The 19,728-nt window shown below is 34.5% G+C and carries 14 protein-coding genes; 8 read left to right on the top strand and 6 right to left on the bottom strand.

Annotated features, from left to right (window positions below; translation table 11 throughout):
- Positions 1–12: 12 nt before the first annotated feature.
- The 6 genes from BLP44_RS21705 (at position 13) to BLP44_RS21680 (ending at position 9,761) form a co-directional block, all read left to right on the top strand.
- Entirely contained in the window at positions 13–534 is a 522-nt protein-coding gene (locus BLP44_RS21705) for a DUF5004 domain-containing protein (protein WP_091136223.1), read from the top strand.
- A gap of 8 nt (positions 535–542) precedes the next feature.
- Entirely contained in the window at positions 543–1,625 is a 1,083-nt protein-coding gene (locus tag BLP44_RS21700; protein WP_008467788.1) for a hypothetical protein, read from the top strand.
- Positions 1,626–1,653: 28 nt separating this feature from the next.
- Positions 1,654–4,653, top strand: a complete 3,000-nt coding sequence (locus tag BLP44_RS21695) for a SusC/RagA family TonB-linked outer membrane protein (protein WP_244511833.1) — start codon at positions 1,654–1,656, stop codon at positions 4,651–4,653.
- A gap of 28 nt (positions 4,654–4,681) precedes the next feature.
- Positions 4,682–6,193, top strand: a complete 1,512-nt coding sequence (locus BLP44_RS21690) for a RagB/SusD family nutrient uptake outer membrane protein (protein ID WP_008467783.1) — start codon at positions 4,682–4,684, stop codon at positions 6,191–6,193.
- A 279-nt stretch (positions 6,194–6,472) separates the two neighbouring features.
- Positions 6,473–7,717 carry a glycoside hydrolase family 99 protein gene (locus BLP44_RS21685; protein WP_091136220.1) on the top strand — a complete coding sequence of 415 codons (1,245 nt, stop codon included), beginning with the start codon at positions 6,473–6,475 and terminating at the stop codon, positions 7,715–7,717.
- A gap of 25 nt (positions 7,718–7,742) precedes the next feature.
- Positions 7,743–9,761, top strand: coding sequence for a glycoside hydrolase family 97 protein (locus BLP44_RS21680; protein ID WP_008467779.1), 2,019 nt, complete (start codon positions 7,743–7,745; stop codon positions 9,759–9,761).
- A gap of 403 nt (positions 9,762–10,164) precedes the next feature.
- Here BLP44_RS21680 and BLP44_RS21675 read toward each other — a convergent pair whose 3' ends face one another.
- Positions 10,165–11,076: a hypothetical protein gene (locus BLP44_RS21675; protein WP_008467776.1), complete on the bottom strand. Its 912-nt coding sequence runs from the start codon at positions 11,074–11,076 to the stop codon at positions 10,165–10,167.
- A 243-nt stretch (positions 11,077–11,319) separates the two neighbouring features.
- Here BLP44_RS21675 and BLP44_RS21670 point away from each other — a divergent pair, with 243 nt between their 5' ends.
- Positions 11,320–12,486 (top strand): hypothetical protein, encoded by a 1,167-nt coding sequence (locus BLP44_RS21670; RefSeq protein ID WP_008467775.1) that lies wholly within the window; start codon positions 11,320–11,322, stop codon positions 12,484–12,486.
- Positions 12,487–12,576: 90 nt separating this feature from the next.
- On the opposite strand, the gene BLP44_RS21665 is transcribed toward BLP44_RS21670, so the two are convergent.
- Positions 12,577–13,011: a DUF6526 family protein gene (locus BLP44_RS21665; protein ID WP_091136216.1), complete on the bottom strand. Its 435-nt coding sequence runs from the start codon at positions 13,009–13,011 to the stop codon at positions 12,577–12,579.
- A gap of 300 nt (positions 13,012–13,311) precedes the next feature.
- Positions 13,312–13,797, bottom strand: coding sequence for a DNA-deoxyinosine glycosylase (locus BLP44_RS21660; protein ID WP_008467769.1), 486 nt, complete (start codon positions 13,795–13,797; stop codon positions 13,312–13,314).
- Positions 13,798–13,967: 170 nt separating this feature from the next.
- Between BLP44_RS21660 and BLP44_RS21655 the strand changes: the two genes are divergently transcribed.
- Positions 13,968–14,993, top strand: a complete 1,026-nt coding sequence (locus BLP44_RS21655) for a helix-turn-helix domain-containing protein (RefSeq protein WP_008467767.1) — start codon at positions 13,968–13,970, stop codon at positions 14,991–14,993.
- A 193-nt stretch (positions 14,994–15,186) separates the two neighbouring features.
- Here the strand turns inward: BLP44_RS21655 and BLP44_RS21650 are convergent, their stop codons facing one another.
- From BLP44_RS21650 to BLP44_RS21640, 3 genes are read right to left on the bottom strand one after another with little or no spacing between them, the layout of a single operon-like run.
- Positions 15,187–16,386, bottom strand: coding sequence for an NAD(P)/FAD-dependent oxidoreductase (locus BLP44_RS21650; protein ID WP_008467765.1), 1,200 nt, complete (start codon positions 16,384–16,386; stop codon positions 15,187–15,189).
- Complete coding sequence (locus BLP44_RS21645; RefSeq protein ID WP_008467763.1) at positions 16,383–16,898, bottom strand: low affinity iron permease family protein; 516 nt, start codon at positions 16,896–16,898, stop codon at positions 16,383–16,385. The genes BLP44_RS21650 and BLP44_RS21645 overlap by 4 nt, the downstream gene beginning before the upstream one ends.
- Positions 16,898–19,720 (bottom strand): AsmA family protein, encoded by a 2,823-nt coding sequence (locus BLP44_RS21640; protein ID WP_091136212.1) that lies wholly within the window; start codon positions 19,718–19,720, stop codon positions 16,898–16,900. The genes BLP44_RS21645 and BLP44_RS21640 overlap by 1 nt, the downstream gene beginning before the upstream one ends.
- Positions 19,721–19,728 lie beyond the last annotated feature (8 nt).

Below are 19,728 nucleotides of genomic sequence, written 5' to 3'. Positions count from 1 at the left end.
AACCAAAAATTTATGAAATGTAAAAGTCTTTATTGGCTAGCTTTTATGATGTGTTTATTTGCTATCGGATGCGATAACACAGATGACGGAAGCTACGTAGAACCGATTACTCTTTATGAAAAAGTAAATGGAAATTGGGGATTAACAAATCTGAAAATGGTTGATGAAGTTGCGAAAGCAAATAAGATCGAACCAAACGAAGAAAACTTGAGTACTTATTTTAACTACGAAGATTTTAAAATCAAATTTAACGTAGATGAAAAGAACAATCCAACAAGTTATGAAGTAATAGGAGATGTCCCTCCGTTATTTGCTCCTAAAGGATATTGGGCATTAAGCTCAGATTTTCAGCAGACCAATGGTGTTGGAACAAAAATTTATTTGTACAGCGATGCTCAAAAAACGCAGAAAACAGATGAATTGAGATTAGTTTCAGTTCCAGGTAAAACCAAAGAAATGCAGATTCAATTGACGCATGCTTCTGGAGGTGTAGATTTTGTGTCTTATGTGTTTAAATTAAATGCTATTAATTAAAAAGTAACATGAAAAAGTTTATATATACAATTTTACTTGCCTTGTTGATGGCTCCTAATTTTATTCAGGCACAAGAAGCCGCTGGAGCTGTAGGGCCTATATCGTCATTTCCTGTTGTGTACAAATATGATGAACAGGTTACGTGGTATTTTGATATGTCGGCGTCGACATTTGCTGAAACGGAAGATTTATACATCTGGATTTGGTCTCCATCTGAACCAGATGCTGGACACTGGGAAAACTCTTCTGACTTTGCAAAATTAAAGTATGAAGGAAATAAAATCTGGAGTTTTACTTTAACTCCAACAGTTTATTTTTCTAAAACTCCAGAACAAATAGCTAAGAGCGATGGATTTTGGTTTCGTTTGAAAAACAAAAACGGATCTAAACAGAGTGATGTTGCCAATGTGCCATATACTGATTTTTCATCTTTTTATACAGCAAATGAGTTAATCAGATCTTATCCTTCCAAACCTTTGATTGATAAACCGGTAAGTATTTTATTCAATTCAAATTTAAAAGATGGTTTTGCAGGTGTGCCAAGTGTTCACTTTCATAGTGGTCTAAACAACTGGGCTGTTTTGCAAGAATATCAGGCTTGGATTCCAGAAGTTTCTGAAAAGACAAAATTGAAAGATCTTGGAAATGGTTTCTACAGAATGGATTTGATTCCACAGCAATACTACAATACCGAGCCAGGTTTTGTGATGGAAAACATCACTTTCCTCATGGTAGCAAAAGATTGGACCACAAATTCTGGCGATCAGATTATTTATGCAGGAGAATTTATTCCGCCGCCGCCGCCAAGTTTTGCTTTCTTTCCATCGCAAATTAGCCAAAAGGATTTTCTTGGAATGTCGCGAAAAAATAACGAGGTAGGGGTAAACAAATTGATCTACACGATTACAGCTGGACCAAAAACGATTTCTGGTGAGTTTACAGGGGGAACTTCAGAAATTAAAGGTTTTGTCAATTTAGTTTCAGAACTAAATGGAGTTCCAAATTTAAGTGAAATCCACGTTTTGGTAAAAGATAATAAAGACAAAACGATTTCGGATACGACGATTCCGCTTAAAACTTTAGATAAATAATCACTATTAAATTAAAACACCAATTCTAATGAATAGTAAAAATAAAAAAAGCGTCCTGCATCAAATGTGGACTGCTAAAGGAGCGGTATTGATGATTTTTATGCTTTTTCTTTCTGCCAGCACTTTCGCGCAGACGAAAAAACAAATCTCAGGAACCGTTTATGACAATACAGGTACGGTATTGCCGGGAGCTTCTATCATTGAAGTAGGAACAAAAAACGGAACTACAACAGATTTTGATGGTAAATTCAGTCTTCAGGTAGCCGTAGGAGGTGCAATTGAAGTTTCGTTTATCGGATCAACAACACAGAAAATCCAAATTACCGGAAGTACTTCTAACGTTGAGGTTCGTCTGCAAAATGACGGCTACACTTTAGCAGAAGTTCAAGTAGTTTCTGTGGGTTATGGAAAGGTGAAAAAATCAGATTTGACAGGAGCAATTTCGACTGTTGGAGCAGATGATTTAGTAAAAGGAAACATTTCTTCTACAGAGCAAGTTTTGCAAGGAAAAGTAGCGGGATTGAATATTATTCGTCCTTCTGGAGATCCTGCGGCGGGTTCTACAATCCGTCTTCGTGGAGGAACTTCTTTAACAGCAAGCAATAGTCCGCTAATCGTTGTGGATGGAATTGCTGGTGTTGACATAAACGTGGTTCAACCTTCAGACATTAAATCGGTGGACGTTCTTAAAGATGCTTCGGCAACTGCAATCTATGGTTCTCGTGGTGCAAACGGAGTAATCATGATTACAACAAAATCTGGAACAAAAGGAGTTTCTGTTGTATACAACGGACAAACTGGGATAGGTTACGTAAATGATAACTTAGATTTATTATCTGCAAACCAATGGAGAGGATATGTTCGTCAGAATCAAATTGCAGACGCGGTTGATTATGGAGCAAATACAAACTGGCAAAAAGCAATTGAGCAGACGGCAATTTCTCAGTCTCATACTTTAAGCATCAATTCTGGAAAAGCAGATAGCGGTTTTAGAACTTCGCTTTCTTACTTAAACAACGAAGGAGTTATTAAAAAGTCAGGTTTAGAAAGATTAAGCGGCAATGTTAGCGCTTACCAATTTTTGGGAGACAACAAAGAAGTAAAATTTGATATGGGTTTATTTGCAAATATTGACAAATGGCATCCAATCGATTACAGAATTTTTGAAAGAGCATACAACTTAAATCCGACAATTCCAGTTTACGATGCCAACGGAAATTTTAGTGTGGTAACAGGAAATATTTACGAAAATCCAGTTGAGATTTTAACTAACAGAACTTTCGATAATGAGAGACACAGACTTTTAGGTTATTTTAAAACAGATGTAAAATTCTTGAATGACTTTACTGCTACAGCGAATATTTCGTTAGAACATAATGCTGTAAAAGGAGGCACTTACAAACCATCTTATGCGGTTATGGAAGGACAGACTGAAGGCGGTTTTGCACAAAGAACGTATGCAGAATATACCAATGCACAAGGTGAACTTTATGTAAACTACAGCAAAGTGATCGACAAACATAACATTAGTGCTTTAGCCGGTTATTCTTACCTTGAAAATATCTACGAAGGTTTTGGAGCGCAAAGAGGCGGATTTGTAACAGATGCTTTCAGCTATAACAATTTAGGAGCTGGTTACAATTACCGTTTGAGTGATGTTTATTCATACAAAGGAAAATCAAATTTAGTTTCTTTCTATGCTCGTGCTAACTACGGTTACGATGGCAAATATTTATTGACAGCAACGGTAAGACGTGATGGATCTAGCCGTTTTGGAGAAAACAATAAATGGGGAACTTTTCCATCTGCTTCTGCTGCGTGGAGAATTTCTAACGAAGAATTTATGGAATCTTCAAAAGGATGGTTGGATAATTTAAAACTTAGAGTAGGATACGGAGTTACAGGAAATCAGGACGGAATTGGTGAGTACAAATCACTTTCTATTTTGGGAGTTGGAAACGACAGTTACTACGATCCAGTTACAAAAACTTGGAGTTTGGCTTATTCTCCAAAACAAAACCCGAATCCTGACTTGAAATGGGAATCTACAGAACAAGTTAATATTGGTTTCGATTTTGGACTTTTCAACAGAATTACAGGATCTTTTGAATGGTATTCTAAAACAACCAAAGATTTATTATATACGTATGAAGTGCCTCAGCCACCATATTTAGTGGGAACAATGCTGGCAAACGTTGGTGAAATGTCAAACAAAGGGGTAGAGTTAACTTTGAATGCTGATATTATTCGAGGAGATAAATTCAATTGGAATGCTAATTTAACTCTTGGACACAACGTTCAGAAAATTGAAAAACTGTCAAACCCAACCTATAAAACAGATGTTATCTATAGCGGATCTCTTCATGGTTTAGCAGGTATGTCTGGACAATATTCTCAAATCATTGCTGAAGGATATCCTGTTGGAACTTTCTGGGGATTCAAAAATGCTGGTTTAGATGCTAATGGAAAAATTCAGTATTACAATGCAGCAGGACAAGTTGTTGAGGAAAGCGCTTTGGTTGATGCAGACAAAACAGATTTAGGAAACATTCAGCCAGATTTGACTTTAGGTATCGGAATGAATTTTACTTACGGAAATTTTGATCTTGGATTTTCTGGATACGGAATGTTTGGACAAAAAGCTTTAAATGCTACCAACATGATGTTAAACGACCCAAATAGACTGCCAGCTTTTAATGTGCCAGATTCTTTCTTAAGCAGCGGTATTACTTCTGCCCCAAAGTATTCTGATTACTGGATTGAAGATGCTTCTTTCTTTAGATTTCAGACTTTGACTTTTGGTTATACTTTGCCATTGAAATACAAGAAATCTAAATTTAGAATGTATGTAATGGGAGAAAACTTATTTGTAATTACAGGTTACAAAGGTGTAGATCCAGAAATTGGCTTAAATGCTCAAGATGGTACAGATCAAACTGGGTTGGCAGCTCCTGGTATTGATAAATACAACAATTATCCTCGACCAACTACAATTTCTGTTGGACTAAATTTTACGCTGAATAACTAAGCGAATTGATAACCATAAAATATTAAAAATGAAAATCAAAATAACAGCAGCCCTACTTTTAAGCATGCTTTTTACGGTATCATGTACTGATTTGGACGAACAGTTGTATAATCAGGTAGAAGACGGAAATTTTGGAAACACAACCAAAGAAATTGATGCGCTGGTAGGTGGAGCTTATTCTTCGTTAAGAGGATTCTCTGATGCAATCTCAAATAATTTTCCAACTTGCGAATATGTTTTCTTTTTGAATGAAGTAGTTTCAGATGAAGCTACAATTCCAACAAGAGGTACAAACTGGTACGATGGAGGACAATATCAAGATGCTCAAAAACATACTTGGAAATCAGATAACAGAATGATTCTTTCGGCTTGGCGATACAACTATACCGGAATCGCGAAAATCAACGCGATTATTTATCAGATCAATAAATCATCTTTGTCAGATAAAGCAAAAGCGCCAATCTTTGCCGAATTAAAAGCGCTTAGAGCCTATTACTACTACAATCTTTTAGATTTGTTCGGAAATGTTCCAATTGTAACCAATTTTGAGGATACAGACCTTCCGTCTAATTCAACAAGGAAACAAGTGTATGATTTTGTCGAAAAAGAGTTAACAGATGCTATTCCGTATTTAAATCCAAATGTGGTGTATTCTAAATTCACTAGAAACGTAGCTTATGCTGTTTTAGCTAGACTATATTTAAATTCAGAAGCATTTATAGGTCAGCCGCGTTGGCAGGATTGTTTAGATATGTGCCAGAAAATTACAGGTTACAGCTTAACACCAGATTTCTTCGCCAATTTCGTGACAGAAAACCAAACTTCTCCTGAAATTATTTTTGCAATCCCTTACGATTCAAAAGCAGGAACAGTTGGAAATTACATGAACTCAATGTCTTGCCACTACAACCAAAAATTGGCTATTTCTGCAATACCAAACAATTATCCTTGGAGTGCAAACGGAATGTGCGCGCAGCCAGGCGTTTACTCAGCTTTTGCAGACACAGACAAAAGAAAAAAATGTATGCTAGAAGGCGATCAAATCAATCTTGCAACAGGTTCTGTGATTATGATGGACAACGGAGAACCGTTAACCTATACTGAGAATCTGACAAGTTTAGAAGATGCAAAAGAGAATGAAGGGGTTCGTTTGGCAAAATATGAAATGAAAGCAGGAGAACAATGGGAGCGTGATCATGATTTTGTATTAATCCGTTATGCAGAAATCTTGATGATGCAGGCAGAATGTTACGTTCGTTTAGGTTCGCCAGATTTAGCTAGACCATTTGTACAGCAAGTAGCGTCTCGTGCAGGTGAAGAATTGCCTGCGACAATTGACCTTGCGTTCATAGATCAAGAGTTGTTGAAAGAATTTACATTTGAAGGAAGAAGAAGAACAGATAATATCCGTTTCGGAACGTTCTTCCAGCCATGGTGGTCAAAAGGTACAACGGAGAAATATAGAGCAATTTTCCCAATCCCAAGTACTGTTTTAACTACTAACAAAAACTTAAAACAAAATCCTGGGTATCCAAATTAGGTTACTAGAATGTCAGTCTTCCATGTTGGTTAGTCGTGGAAGGCTGACATGTTTTTAAATGTTGCATTAAATAGATCGACAGTGCTTAAAATATATTTAACACATAGAAAGATAGGTTTTTATGTGTAAAAAAGAAAAAGGAAAGAAACTAATTTCTCACACATATTCCCGATAGCTATCGGGATGTATTTATGTAAATGAAAAGCCTTTTTCTAAGTTTCAAAAAGCTATGTTTCTATGTGTTTAAATTATTAAGTATAAATAAAATAGTATCTCAATATGAAAAGATATATCACATCGTTGGTTTTCGGTTTGATGAGCATTGTGATGGCTGCCGGCTGCAGCAGCGATGACAAAGGGCCAGACAAACCAGTAGAACCAGAAAAAACAGTACCTGTTGCGATTGAGAAAACCAACAGCACCAAGATTTATATGCACTATATGCCGTGGTTTGAAACCAACGAAAGCAGTGCCGATAAAAAATGGGGATATCATTGGACAATGGCAAACAAAAATCCGAACAATATAGGAGTAAACGGTCGAAGAGAAATTGCATCGTATTATTATCCGCTGATTGGACCTTATCACTCAGGCGATAAAAGTGTGATTGAGAATCATTTGCTGTTGATGAAATATTCAGGAATTGATGGAGTTTTAATCGACTGGTACGGCACTTACGATGTAAATGATTATAGAATGGTTAAAGAAAATACAGATCAGCTTATTGAAATGCTTGACAAAGTAGGTTTGGAATATGCCATTGTATACGAAGATCGATTTTTGACGAATGTTGTCAATGCAGGAAAGGCAATTTCAGTAACTGGTGCAGCAAAAACAGATCTGGCTTATGTAGAAAAGAATTATTTTTCTGACGCTAATTATATTAAGATCAATGGCAAACCGCTTTTAATGAATTTTGGGCCAATTGTTCTAAAGACCCCACCTGAATGGACAAATGTCTTTAATACTTTAACAGCAAAACCAACTTTCTTGACACTTTGGGATCACTCTTCAATGGCAGGAGAAAATGCTTCTGGCGAATATGCTTGGGTATACAAAGACAACAGTTACCTCACAAATTTCTATACCAATACCAAGCCAAAATTGAGTGTAGCAATGGGAAGTGCTTATCCGGGTTTTAAAGACTTTTATGCTGAAGGCGGAGGTGGCGCAGCGATAGGTTGGACGATTGATCATAACAATGGAGCAACGCTTGATGAAACTCTTGCTTTAGCCAAAAATGCCAATGTAAATTACCTGCAGCTAATTACGTGGAATGATTTCGGAGAAGGAACCATGATGGAGCCAACAGTTGAATTTGGCTATTCTTTTATCGAAAAAATAAAAACTTTCTCTGGAGTAAAAAATACAGAAAGCGTATTTCCAGATATCAGCAAATTGTATGATTTACGCGTACAGAAAAAAGGAAATGTCGAAATCCAGAAAAAACTCGACCAAGCGTTTAATTATTTTGTTTCAATGCAGCCAGCAAAAGCAAAACAAGTAATAAACGAAATAAAATAGAGCTGTAATTAATACAATTTAAATAATGAAAAACAGAAAATATAGATACTGTCTATTGGCTTTTGCATCAATGCTTATTATGGCTTGCAGTACTAAAAAAACGTATAAAATCAGTTCTCCTGAAAAAATCTCCGAATTAACCTTTGAATTGACACCTTCTGGACAACCGCAATACAGTTTTTCTTCTAATGGAAAATCGGTTATTGAGCCTTCTCTCATGGGATTTGAATTTCAAGGTTTAGCAAAAATGACTGATGGTTTTGAAGTCGTTTCTACAGAAGAAAAATCGGCAGATGAAACTTGGGAACAGCCTTGGGGCGAATTCAAAAAAGTAAGAGATCATCATAACGAACTGATTGTTCACTTAAAAGAAGCAAAAGGTGAGGAGCGCTTGGTCGATATCATTTTTAGGGTTTTTGATGATGGTGTCGGATTTCGTTATGAATTTCCAAAACAGCCTCATTTAGGAAAAGTAAAAATCTCTAATGAAGTAACGCAATTTACATTTAAAGACAACAATGACGTTTGGTGGATTCCAGTTCACCGCGAAAACAGTTATTACGAAAGCGAATACCGCAAAACCTTAATGAGTAAAACAGATACGATCAATACGCCAGCAACTTTTGAAACTAAAGACAAATTGTATGTAGCCATTCATGAAGCCAACCTAACAGATTTTGCCTCAATGACGCTTTTGAAAACTACAGACAAACAATATAAAAGCGATTTAGTGCCGTGGGCTGATGGTGTGAAAGTATACGCAGAAACGCCTTTTAAAACGCCTTGGAGAACTATTGTTGTGGGTAAAACTCCTGGTGAAGTAGCAACTTCAACCATTATGCTAAACCTGAACGAACCTTCAAAAATTGAAGACTTATCTTGGATCACTCCATCTAAATATATTGGAATTTGGTGGGGAATGCATTTGGAAAAATACACTTGGGGGCAAGGCCCTAAACACGGTGCTACTACCAAAAACACAAAAGAGTACATCGATTTTGCTGCTAAAAACGGTTTTGACGGAGTTTTGGTTGAAGGATGGAATGAAGGTTGGGATGGCGACTGGACCGCTGACGGCAATACATTTAGTTTTGTAAAAGCTTATCCGGATTTTAATTTGGAAGAAATTACAAAATATGCTGCCATGAAAAATGTTCGTTTAATCGGACATCATGAAACAGCTGGAGCAACCAAAAATTATGAAAACCAGTTGGAAGATGCGTTCAAATTGTATCAGAAAATGGGCGTGAATTCGGTTAAAACGGGTTATGTAAACAAATATTTGGACAAAAAAGAATGGCATGATAGCCAATATGGCGCTCGTCATTATAGAAAAGTAATCGAAACGGCGGCTAAATATCACATTATGATTGATAACCACGAACCGATGAAAGGAACGGGTTTACAGCGTACGTATCCGAACTTCATGTCGCAAGAAGGTGGAAGAGGACAGGAATACAACGCATGGTCTGTAGACGGAGGAAATACGCCTGAGCATTTAACAACTCTGCCTTTTACAAGAATGCTTTCTGGACCATTTGATTATACACCAGGGAACTTCAATTTTGATTATAAAACGCCATCTGGAGCAAAAGTGCAAACCACTTTAGCAAATCAATTGGCATTGTATGTGATTATTTTCAGTCCGTTGCAAATGGCATCTGATTTACCTGAAAATTATGAAGGCAAACCAGAATTTCAATTCATAAAAGATGTGCCTTGCACTTGGTCTGACACGAAAGTTTTAGATTCTAAAATTGGAGAATACGCTACAATTGCCCGCAAAGATTGGGATGAAAAGAATTGGTATTTAGGCTCGATCACTAATAGAAATGCAAGAGATTTAAAAGTTGCTTTATCTTTTTTAGATAAAGACAAAGAATACGAAGCAGAAATCTACGCAGATGGTCCCGGAGCAAATTATAAAACTAATCCATATCCAGTTACAATCTCTAAACAAAAAGTAAACAGCAAAACTGTTTTAAATATCAAATTGGCAGCTGGCGGAGGAACTGCAGTGAAATTCTCTCCAATCGAAAAATAGTTTTTTAAGATTCTAAGATGCTAAGAATCTAATTTTATGAGATTTAAATTTATAAAGTTTTATTTTGAGTTAAGTTAAGTAAGTTTAAGTTTGGCAATAAACCCGATAGCTGGAGAGTTATCGGGTTTGTTTTTTTATTTGTTTTGTTTCAGGTTTTTGAAAAACTTTGCGTGTCATTTTACCGCAATGAGCGCTAAGAATTTACGCAAAGGCCGCAAAGAAGCTTTTGTTGAGAATCTAATAATGCCTATAAGAAAAGTTCGCAAAGCTCTATTGGAAACAAGCTTTGCGAACTTCTTATTTTAAATGACCCTAAAGAATCTTAGCGACCTTTGCGAAAAAACTTTGCGCTCTTTACGGTTAAAAAAAACTTAGAACCTAGCATCTCAGAACCTTAGCACCTTTATTTAGTAACTTTAACATGCTTTCCAAAAGTGTACACTGCAGTTATTGTTGGTCCATTATAGCCCCATTTTAAGAAACCGTTTAATCGATCCTGAACAGTATCAACTCTAAAATTCAAACCAGTATAACCTGCAGTAAGGCTGAAATTTTGTACAACATTATATAAAACCGATAAATTATAGCTTATGATTCGTCCATCAGTTTCATCAATTTTTATTGCTAGATAATTTACGTTGGCATATAAACCCCAACGCTTTCCAAGAACAAATTCGCCCCATATTCCAACATCTGGCAGCGGAGCAGTAAAATCAAAACTATCATGATATTCTACACTTTGTGTATTAGCTTCTAATCGTAAGCCGAGATCTGCAAAGAGAACATGCGCACCAATTAATAAACCAGCTTGATATTTAGGTTTAGATAGGATAGCGTATCCATAAGCAATTCTAGCAATCTGTACATTAAAAGTACCTTGAACCCTACCATCTACTGGATACGTATGGTCTCCAAAATTAATATCTCTTTGCAGCGTTTTGGTTGCAGTTCGGTCTAGCACAAAATACTCAAAACCTAATCGTGATCTTTTAGAAATACGCCAGTCAAACGTTCCTAGAAATGATGCGGTTGATTTAGAAAATCCTAAATCATTTTCAAGATCAATTTCAGTACCTATATTTCCGTTATTGCCTTCAACTTTAACGACGGTATTATTTACGGGAAAAAAACCACCGGCAGAAACTTTAAATTTTCTATTGTGCCAGGGCAGATCATCAACGCTATTATCTTGAAAATCGTCGGTTTCAGTTTTAAAAGTTGTTAAGTCTTCATTTTTAGTGGCTTCAGCAACTGTCTGAGCGTTTAGCGGAATCCAAAGGAGCATCATTACCAAAAAAATAAATAATTGTTTCATCAGATTAGTTTTTAAGTTTTTATTAGGTAATATTTAACATTTAAAGTTAGTAAAAATAATCGTTCATTTTTGATTTTGAGGTCGAATTATTTTTTGGAATATATTGTATATCAGTAAAATAAGGATTTGTATTAAAATAGTTGGTAGTCTACTGTTTTTATAATTTCGGATTATGTAAATTTAACTTACCGAAAAACAGTTTTTCCAGTTATTGGAAAGAAGAAATATTAAGCAACTCTAAAAATGACAGAAAATATAAAACGTTATTTCATAAAATCTTTTATTGTATTAGCCGTAATTCATCTAGCTTACTTTTCATATGGTTATTTTACTTTTAAGGGGCTGAAAAATATTAATATTTATACCGAATTCTACCGATTTAAATTTTACGATGACGTTTCGATTTCACACTTTTTTGTAAGCGGATTGTTTTTACTTATTTTCTTGATTTTTCTGATTCGAAATCATTCGAGAGAAAATTATAAAGGTGGTAATCTTTTTAAAGTTGCCATTTGTCTGCTGCTGATTTCATTTTTGACTTTTTCATTTTTTATCAGTTACAGTTTCGGAATGAATGCTAAACTGAAAACAGAATTGTCTGAAAATGATTTTAATAATGACAAAAAACTTTTGAATGTTTTAAATCCGTTTTTGTATGGATATACTTCTTACAGTTCTGAGAAATTATTCAATTACGAGAACATTTTATATCCAAAACCATATCCTGTGATTAAGCAGGAAGATACCATTGTAACGGGCGAATATCCAATTACTGAAACTAGTTATTATAGTATTGATACCATAAAAGCGCTGACAAGCACTTTTGATAAAACAACCCATAAAGCAGATAGTATTTTTGATATTCTTGGTTTTGACAAAGAAGAGTTGTACAAAAGAGTTATCTCAAAAACAGTTATTGGCGATAGTACAGAAATTGTTTTTAAAGGCATTCAGGTTCATCCAGAACATGATAATGATATTTGTATTTTCTTGGAAAACAAATCTTTATTTAGTCCTGTTCATGGAGATTCTATTGGCAAACAAACTTACCAGGCTGCTGTAGATCGTTATAAATTACTGTATAATTCTAAGAAAGATTCACTTACCTATACTTTTCAGAGATTAGACACGATTTTGAGAAAATACAATATCGAAACGAGTTTAGTTCCGAAGCAATTAACTCAAGATGTGTATCATTACAGAGATAACAAAGAGGAACCTCTTAATGGAATTAGAAATACTTTTGATAGAAAAGCTTTAGCAGAAAAAATTAAGACGCTAAATAAGTTATTTTACGAACCTAATTACTTACACCCGAATATTATGGCAATTTATTTTGCTGTAATCGTTTTGGTTTGGATGGCACTCTTTCTGTTTTATCTTATTTTTAATAGAAAGAAAAGTCAATGAAAATGCCAATTACAATATCAAAAATCAATAATTAATTTAAAAAATTAAAAATTGATATTGTTATTGAATTTTGTCATTGTAATTGCTATTTTAAACTCTGTGATAATCTGCTTTCCAGTGTACGATGGCTTTTTTGATTGCGTCTCCCGTTAAGTTGTTTTTTAAAACATCTTCTACAAGTGGAATCAATTCGTTGTCTGGCGCAAAACGTAAGGCAAATATCTGATCGTCTGTAAGTTTGTATTCAAATTCTTCAAATCTTTTGCCTGTTAATGTAAAATATCGGTAACGCATTTCTAAACGTACAATTCTATTTTGCAGCGTTAATGCATAGTGTTGGCGAAGCATATAAGCCAATACAAATAAAAATACAAACGCGGCACTTATAAATGACCATATTAAATGATCTTCTGTTGTAATACTCAAATAAATGCTGGCAATTAAAAATAATATTAAAACAGGATAATATATAAAATGCTGTGGGGTGTAAAACCGTATATGATTATAATAAGTCTGAATTTTCATGTTTTTATCTTTAAATGGTAGCTTATAAAAACAAAACTACTCTATATTTCTATAGAGTAGCTTTTTCCCAAAAATAAACTAACATAACCAATGTTCTCTTTATAGACTAAACTTTTTACAGTTTGCTTTGTAAATTTTAATAAGAATTAAAGCCTTTCTTTTCGTGAATCAAATCTTCAATACGGCTTATTTTTCTTTGATGTAAAATTAGATTGGGAGTGGCTGTATTTTGTTATACTTTAAACGGAAAAAGTTACATGATTTCAATATTTGCATTGTAATTATATAAAATTGCTGCCTTTATAATAAGGTTTTAATGATGCTCCATTCGTTGAATTTATCTTGGAAAGCCTTACTAGCATTGGCAGGACTTGTTGATGGAAGTGTAAAAGTTTTATATTCTTTTGTTAAATGAACATATTTTTTAAAAAATGCTGCGGCTTTTTGCCCATTAAAAAGAATGGCTTCTATTTGCGTATGAGTTTCTAAGAAATTTTCAAAATCATTTGCAATTTCATTTTTTATGGCGCTGTCCAAACTTCCAACACGCTCGCAAAATTGTAAGACATCCCAAAGAGCGATATTATTTTTAATTAATAAGCTTTTTCGTATTTCGTAATCCTTTGAAAATTCTTCTCCAAGAATCTGAAACATAAATTTCCAAAAGTTATTCTGGTTATGGCCATAATATTGATTGAGTTCTAAAGATTTAGTTCCAGGCATCGTGCCTAAAATCAGAATTTTAGAAGTGGGAGAACTAATAGGAGCAAACGAAAAACTTTTCATACTTGTAAGTTGAATAAATATTGATTTACGTTAAAATAAACATTTATAAGGAATTATAAAACAAAACCAAAAAATTATATAACATTTTTGGCGGGTCTTTAAACGAACTTTGACTTTCAGATTTCTAGAAATAATCTGTTAGCAAATTATAATTTTAAATCCGGCGAACCATGAAAATTGTTACTATAAATACAGAAAAAACTCAAAATATATTTGATGAGCTTCAGACTAGTTTTGGCGGAAAGGTGGCTTTTGACTCAGACGAATATACATTAGAAGTTGAAAATAGTTTTGCTGAAGGTTCAATAATTGGCGCTTCTTTTAACGATAATATCTCTTACGTTCAATTTGACATGACATTTTCAACAGATATTAGACTAGATATTCTAAACGTAAAATCGTCGCCAATTTATTTTGCTTATTGTTCTAAAGGTAATTTATCGCATAGTTTTGGACTAAATGGTGAGGAGCGAAAACTCAAAACATTTCAGACGGCAATTGTTTCATCAAAACAAAATAAGGATAACGTTTTGTTTTTCGAGAAAGGAAAAAAAACAAAACTGACTTTAATTATTGTTGGAACTCAGATTGACGCTGCAAATCAGGCTCATTCTTTAAATCAGCAGGTAAAAGATACTTTTTTTGAAAATAACCAAACATCAGATTTCTTCTATATCGGATCTTATAATTTACAGATTGCCGAAAAAATCGAACAGCTTAATTCGATCACACAAACTGGAGTTGTTAGAAATTTATTGAAAGAAGGAATTATGAGAATCATTCTTGCGATGGAAATTCAACAGCATTCTGATGACTTGCATGCTTTTGCAAACGAGTCAAACGGATTGACATTGAGAGAACTAGAAGAAATAAAAGAACTTTCTGAATTTATAAAATCAAATCCAGAAGAAGCTTTTTCAATTAAATCTTTGAGCAAAAAATCTGGACTTTCTCCAAATAAACTTCAAGAAGGTTTTAAAATGATCCATAATCGCACGGTCAACGATTACATTACGCACATGCGAGTGCTTAAAGCAGAAATTCTTATCAGAACTTCTGATCTAAATATTTCAGAAATAGTGTATTGCATTGGTTTTACCAGCAGAAGCTATTTCTCAAAAATTTTCAAACAAAAATTCAACTGCAGTCCAAAAGAATATAAGTTTAATTTGAATTCTTTGGCTATTACGGCCTAATGGCCGAAGTTGCTAAGGTTCTGAGACGCTAAGATTCTAAGCTTTTTTGCCATCTCAAAAAAATAAAGTCGCTAGCTCTAAAGCAATATATAAAATAAAACCCTCAGATTTTGAGAACTCAAAATCTGAGGGTTTTATCATATACTTAAAATAAAAACTTAACACCTTGGCGTCTCAGAAGCTTAGCATGTTTCTAACGTCCAAATCGATAATAATCCAAATCTGTATTTTTTTTGTTGTAAAGTGAATCTAGAATAGAATTTGTTCCCAATATGCTGAAGGTGATTCCGTTTCCGCCGAAACCTAAAATGTAGTGTTCGTTTTTTCTCGGATTTGGCTTTCCGAAATAAGGAAGACCATCTTTAGTTTCTCCGAAAGTTCCTGCCCAGGAATAATCAATTTTAAAATTTAAATCTGGGAATCGTTTAAAAAATTGTTTTAAAAGGTATTGTTCTTTTTTAGGCAGCAATTTATCACGCTTATTGGTGTCTTTAAAATCTTCGTCTCCGCCACCCATTATAATGCGATTGTCTTCTGTAGTTCTTATGTAATGGTAAGGCGAAGCGGTATCCCAAAATATAGTATGCCTGAAATTTTCTGGAAGATCAGACTGGCTCTCAGAAGCAATTACATAAGTGCTTTTTAAATCGACCACTTTTTCCTTCAAAGTCTCTGTGCTTTCATAACCTGTGCAGTGTATTATGTGATCGGCCGTAATAACATGTTTTGAGTCTGTAGTGGCAATAATTTTACCTTTTTGATGCTGTATGGAAGCAATATTAGTACGGTCAAAAATCTGCATTCCTTTTTCATGACAATGAAACAGAAGATCACTGGCAAGTTTAAACGGATCCATAACAGCTGCAGTTTTAGATTCAATTCCTGCAATGGCATTCAGCCCCATTTTTTGCAATTCTGATCTGCCCAACCAGCTGATTTCAAAACCATGTTGCTTTCGGGCTTTAAACTCATTTTTTAAATAAGGCACATCTTTTTTTAAAGTAGTGAAATAAATGCTTTTTTTGAATTCGAAACCACAATCGCAACCTACTTCATCAATTATGTTTCGAAGGTCAAAAATTGCTTTTTTTCCATTCTGATAACTGTCTACGGCGCATCTTGTGCCGCGAAGTTTAATGAGTTGATGCAGTGGAACATCAATTTCATATTGGAGAAGTGCCGTACTTCCAGAAGTGCTTCCGCCACAAACATCGCGACGGTCTACAAGAACAATTTTTTTTCCTTCATTTAGTAATTTATAAGCAGTTAAAGCGCCTGTAATGCCGCCGCCAATTATTAAAATGTCGGTGGTAATATCAGAATCTATTGAAGGGTAACTTTGTTTTATGGCATTTTTTAACGGCCAATAGGTTTCAGTAGAGCTCAATTTCATTTTTTGGTTATTTTTTTAGAGGTATTCTTGGTAGTTTTTTTGATGTTATCTGGTTTTGTATTTTTTTCTTTTTTACGATTATGAAGTTCATTTGCTTCGGCAATGGAATGCGAAGTTCTTATAGTTCGGTCTTTCTTTGCCAATTGGCTCAAATGATGATAATATTTCTGGATAATGATCATCTCTTCTTCGGTCATATTTTCAATGTCGACTAAACTATTGCTGGATAATTCATTTGATGCCACGAGTTCATTTAGTTTTAACTGAATGGCAAGCGAATCTTTATTTTGCGCTTTTTGAATTAAAAAGACCATTAGAAAAGTAATAATGGTTGTGCCGGTATTGATGACCAATTGCCAAGTTTCAGAATAATCGAAAATAGGTCCCGAAGCCGCCCAGCCCACAACAAGGGCCAACGCACCAATAAAAGCTGGAGTACTCCCCGCAGCTTTAGATACTTTTGTAGCAAACTTTTCGAATGCACTGCTTTTATGTTGGGGTTTAGAACTCATTATTTCTTTGTTTTGGGGTTGCTTACTTTTTCTTCTCGAATAACTTTATTGTTTTTTTCATCATAAACAGCAGGATCAATTTCTTGCCCTGTCTTACTGAATATTTTAATTTTTGGAGCATCATGCGTTCCAGTAATTACGATCGGAAATCCGATGATTCCAAAAAGCGGAAGACCTAAACGCATTCTCAGATCCAAAAGCCCGTCAAAGCTTGTAGTTCCTTTAATGGTTGGCCTAAAACTGGCTACACTAAAGGTAAATGGCTCAATATTTATAAGATTTTTATCTATTGTCGATTTAATTTCAATTCCTTTCATATCAGGATTATTCAAACCGTTTTGCCCTGTTTTAGAACTGATTCCATCAAAAAGTTTCAATCCTTTAATTTTCACATCACGTAAATTAATCGTTCCTCCACCTTGCATTGATTCATAAATAGGGCCCATATTTCCGTTCAAATCTCCTTTTACCTTATAGTCGACAGAAATTATTCCGTGTGCTTTTTCAGCTGCTGTGACCATATCATGAAACATCGGAATTTCTTTGTAAGCTCTCTGTACATCAAAGTCTTTTGCCGTAAAATGAGCATCAAAATGTGCAGAGGTTGGAGACTCATCTTTATAAAAAGCATTAATCCCTAAAACACAGTCAATGATATTAAAGGTAATATTTTCTAAGTAAAATCCTTCTTTTTTTATACCTATTTTTCCATTTAGTTTGTTAAAAACCAATTTATTATATTCAATTTTATCTGCATTTGCATTTAAACTGACATTTAGGTTTTTCGGAATAATGACCACACCGCTCATTTTCGGATGATCTTCTTTGGCATATTCCACTTTAATGTCTCGATCATTATTTTCTCCTTCTTTGAGCGCCATAAATTCATCCACGTTAATCAATTTTGATTTCAGATTGAAATTACCGCTCAAAGTTCCTTTTGATTCTAAGAAGTAATTAATGGTGTTCAACAGATAGCCATTGATATCAAAATCTGATTTTCCATAAGCAGCATTGAATTTTTCAAACCACATTTTTTCGTTCTGAAAACGGAAATTTCCCTGTTTGATAAAGAACGCTTTCGGAAACAATTCGGAGGTTGCTTTTATATTTTTTAGAAGTAAAGTTCCTTTATTATCTAGTTTGTCATACTGACCCGTTGTGGCATAACTTTGTTTTCCTTTTAAAGAAAGATCAGCTTTGGCATAACCTGTTAAATCCAAACCTTTTTGTGAGAATACCTGATAGATTCTGCCCACATTCAACTCGCCTTTAATCTTTGCATTATAAGCCAAATCGCTAAAATCGGATAATGTAGCATTGACATAAACCGGGTTTCCTTCAAAAGCGAAAGAGAAAGGTGCCACAGCAATGATCAAATCTTGATAGGTTCCCGCTTTATTCAGCATATTGGCTATAAAAGTGATATTGGTAATAGGATTTGGATAATACTTTGTTTTTAGCCATCCGTTTCGCAAAGAAATACCGCCAATAGTTTTTGGGAATAATTTTTTTGAAGTGCTAAAAAGCCCGCGAGCCTGAATATCGGTTTTTAAAATTCCTTTTAAATCCATGTTTTCAAGCCCTAAGGCAGCATCTACTACAGCAAGGTCTAAAGCACCTTTTACACTTGCATTTATCGACATTTCGCTTAAACCTTTGCTGTGCAGATAAGCATTAAAATAATCTTTTTCGCCAACTTTAAATTTCAATGTTCTCAAATTAACCAGCAATTGTTCGGTATCCAGAGACGGGAGCATGGCATTCAAATTCATTTGAAAATCAGTTAAAGGTACAGGAGCATTTTTATAGTTTACCGAACCTTCGTTGATTTTTAAATTAAAAGCTAAGTTTGGTTTTTGTTTTTTCTGAACGTTGTAATCTCCTTTAAAACTAAGAAGCAAATCGCTTCTTCCTGAAATTTCTGTTTTTTCAAGCCACGTTAAATATTCGGGAGGCATTACAGACAGTAAATCTTTTACAGTTGTATTTTCAGAAGCTGCTTTTATATTGATTTTATATCCGTCTCTTAAAATGGTAAATAAACCTGTAAATTTTAGAGGCAGTTTATTGATATGAAGTTCATTTTTTTGAAGAATAAAGGTAAGTGCATGCGTATTGATGCGGGTAATTAAATCGGCGCTCACTTTTTTTCTTCTCAAATAGCCAGTTCGATCATAAAAGAAATCTAGATTATCAATTTTTGCATCGGTTGCGAGGTCAAAAATATCTTCACTCAAATTTCCTTTTCCTATATAATTAAAGCCTTTTGCGTCAACCAAAATCTTTGCGGAACGGTCGTTATATTTTACATGACAGTTTTGTAAATCAATGCGTTCTAGTCGAATTGCAGTTCCTTCTTCAGGAGCATTCGGATCTTCTTTTTTATCTCTGTCTTCAGGAGCTACATAAATGTTATAATTGGCCTGACCTTTTTCATTGACCATTACATTAATCAAAGCATCAGAAACATACAGTTTGTTGATTTTAACTTCGTTATCAAAAAGCAATCTCTTAATGTCAATTCCAAAAGCGACCTGATCTGCTTTTAGCAATGTATCATTGCTGAAAGGCTTAGAACCCGTTAATGACAAATCATCAAGAGCAACAGTTAGTGAAGGGAAATGTGTAAAAAATGACAGCTTAGATTTAGTAAATTCCAATTTGGTATCCAGACGTTCGTTGGCGATTTTCTTTACTTCTGAGGCAATTTTTCCAGGAAAAAGCAGCGGAATTATAAACAGCAAAAACAGAATCACTGCAATTGTAATTCCAGTAATTTTTAAAACTTTTAAGGCGGTATGTTTTATTGAACTAGGCATATACTTTT

The organism is Flavobacterium anhuiense, assembly GCF_900101855.1.
Taxonomy (GTDB): Bacteria; Bacteroidota; Bacteroidia; order Flavobacteriales; family Flavobacteriaceae; genus Flavobacterium; species Flavobacterium anhuiense.
Note: the sequence above shows the minus strand (reverse complement) of the source record. Positions and strands in the feature narration are given on the sequence as shown.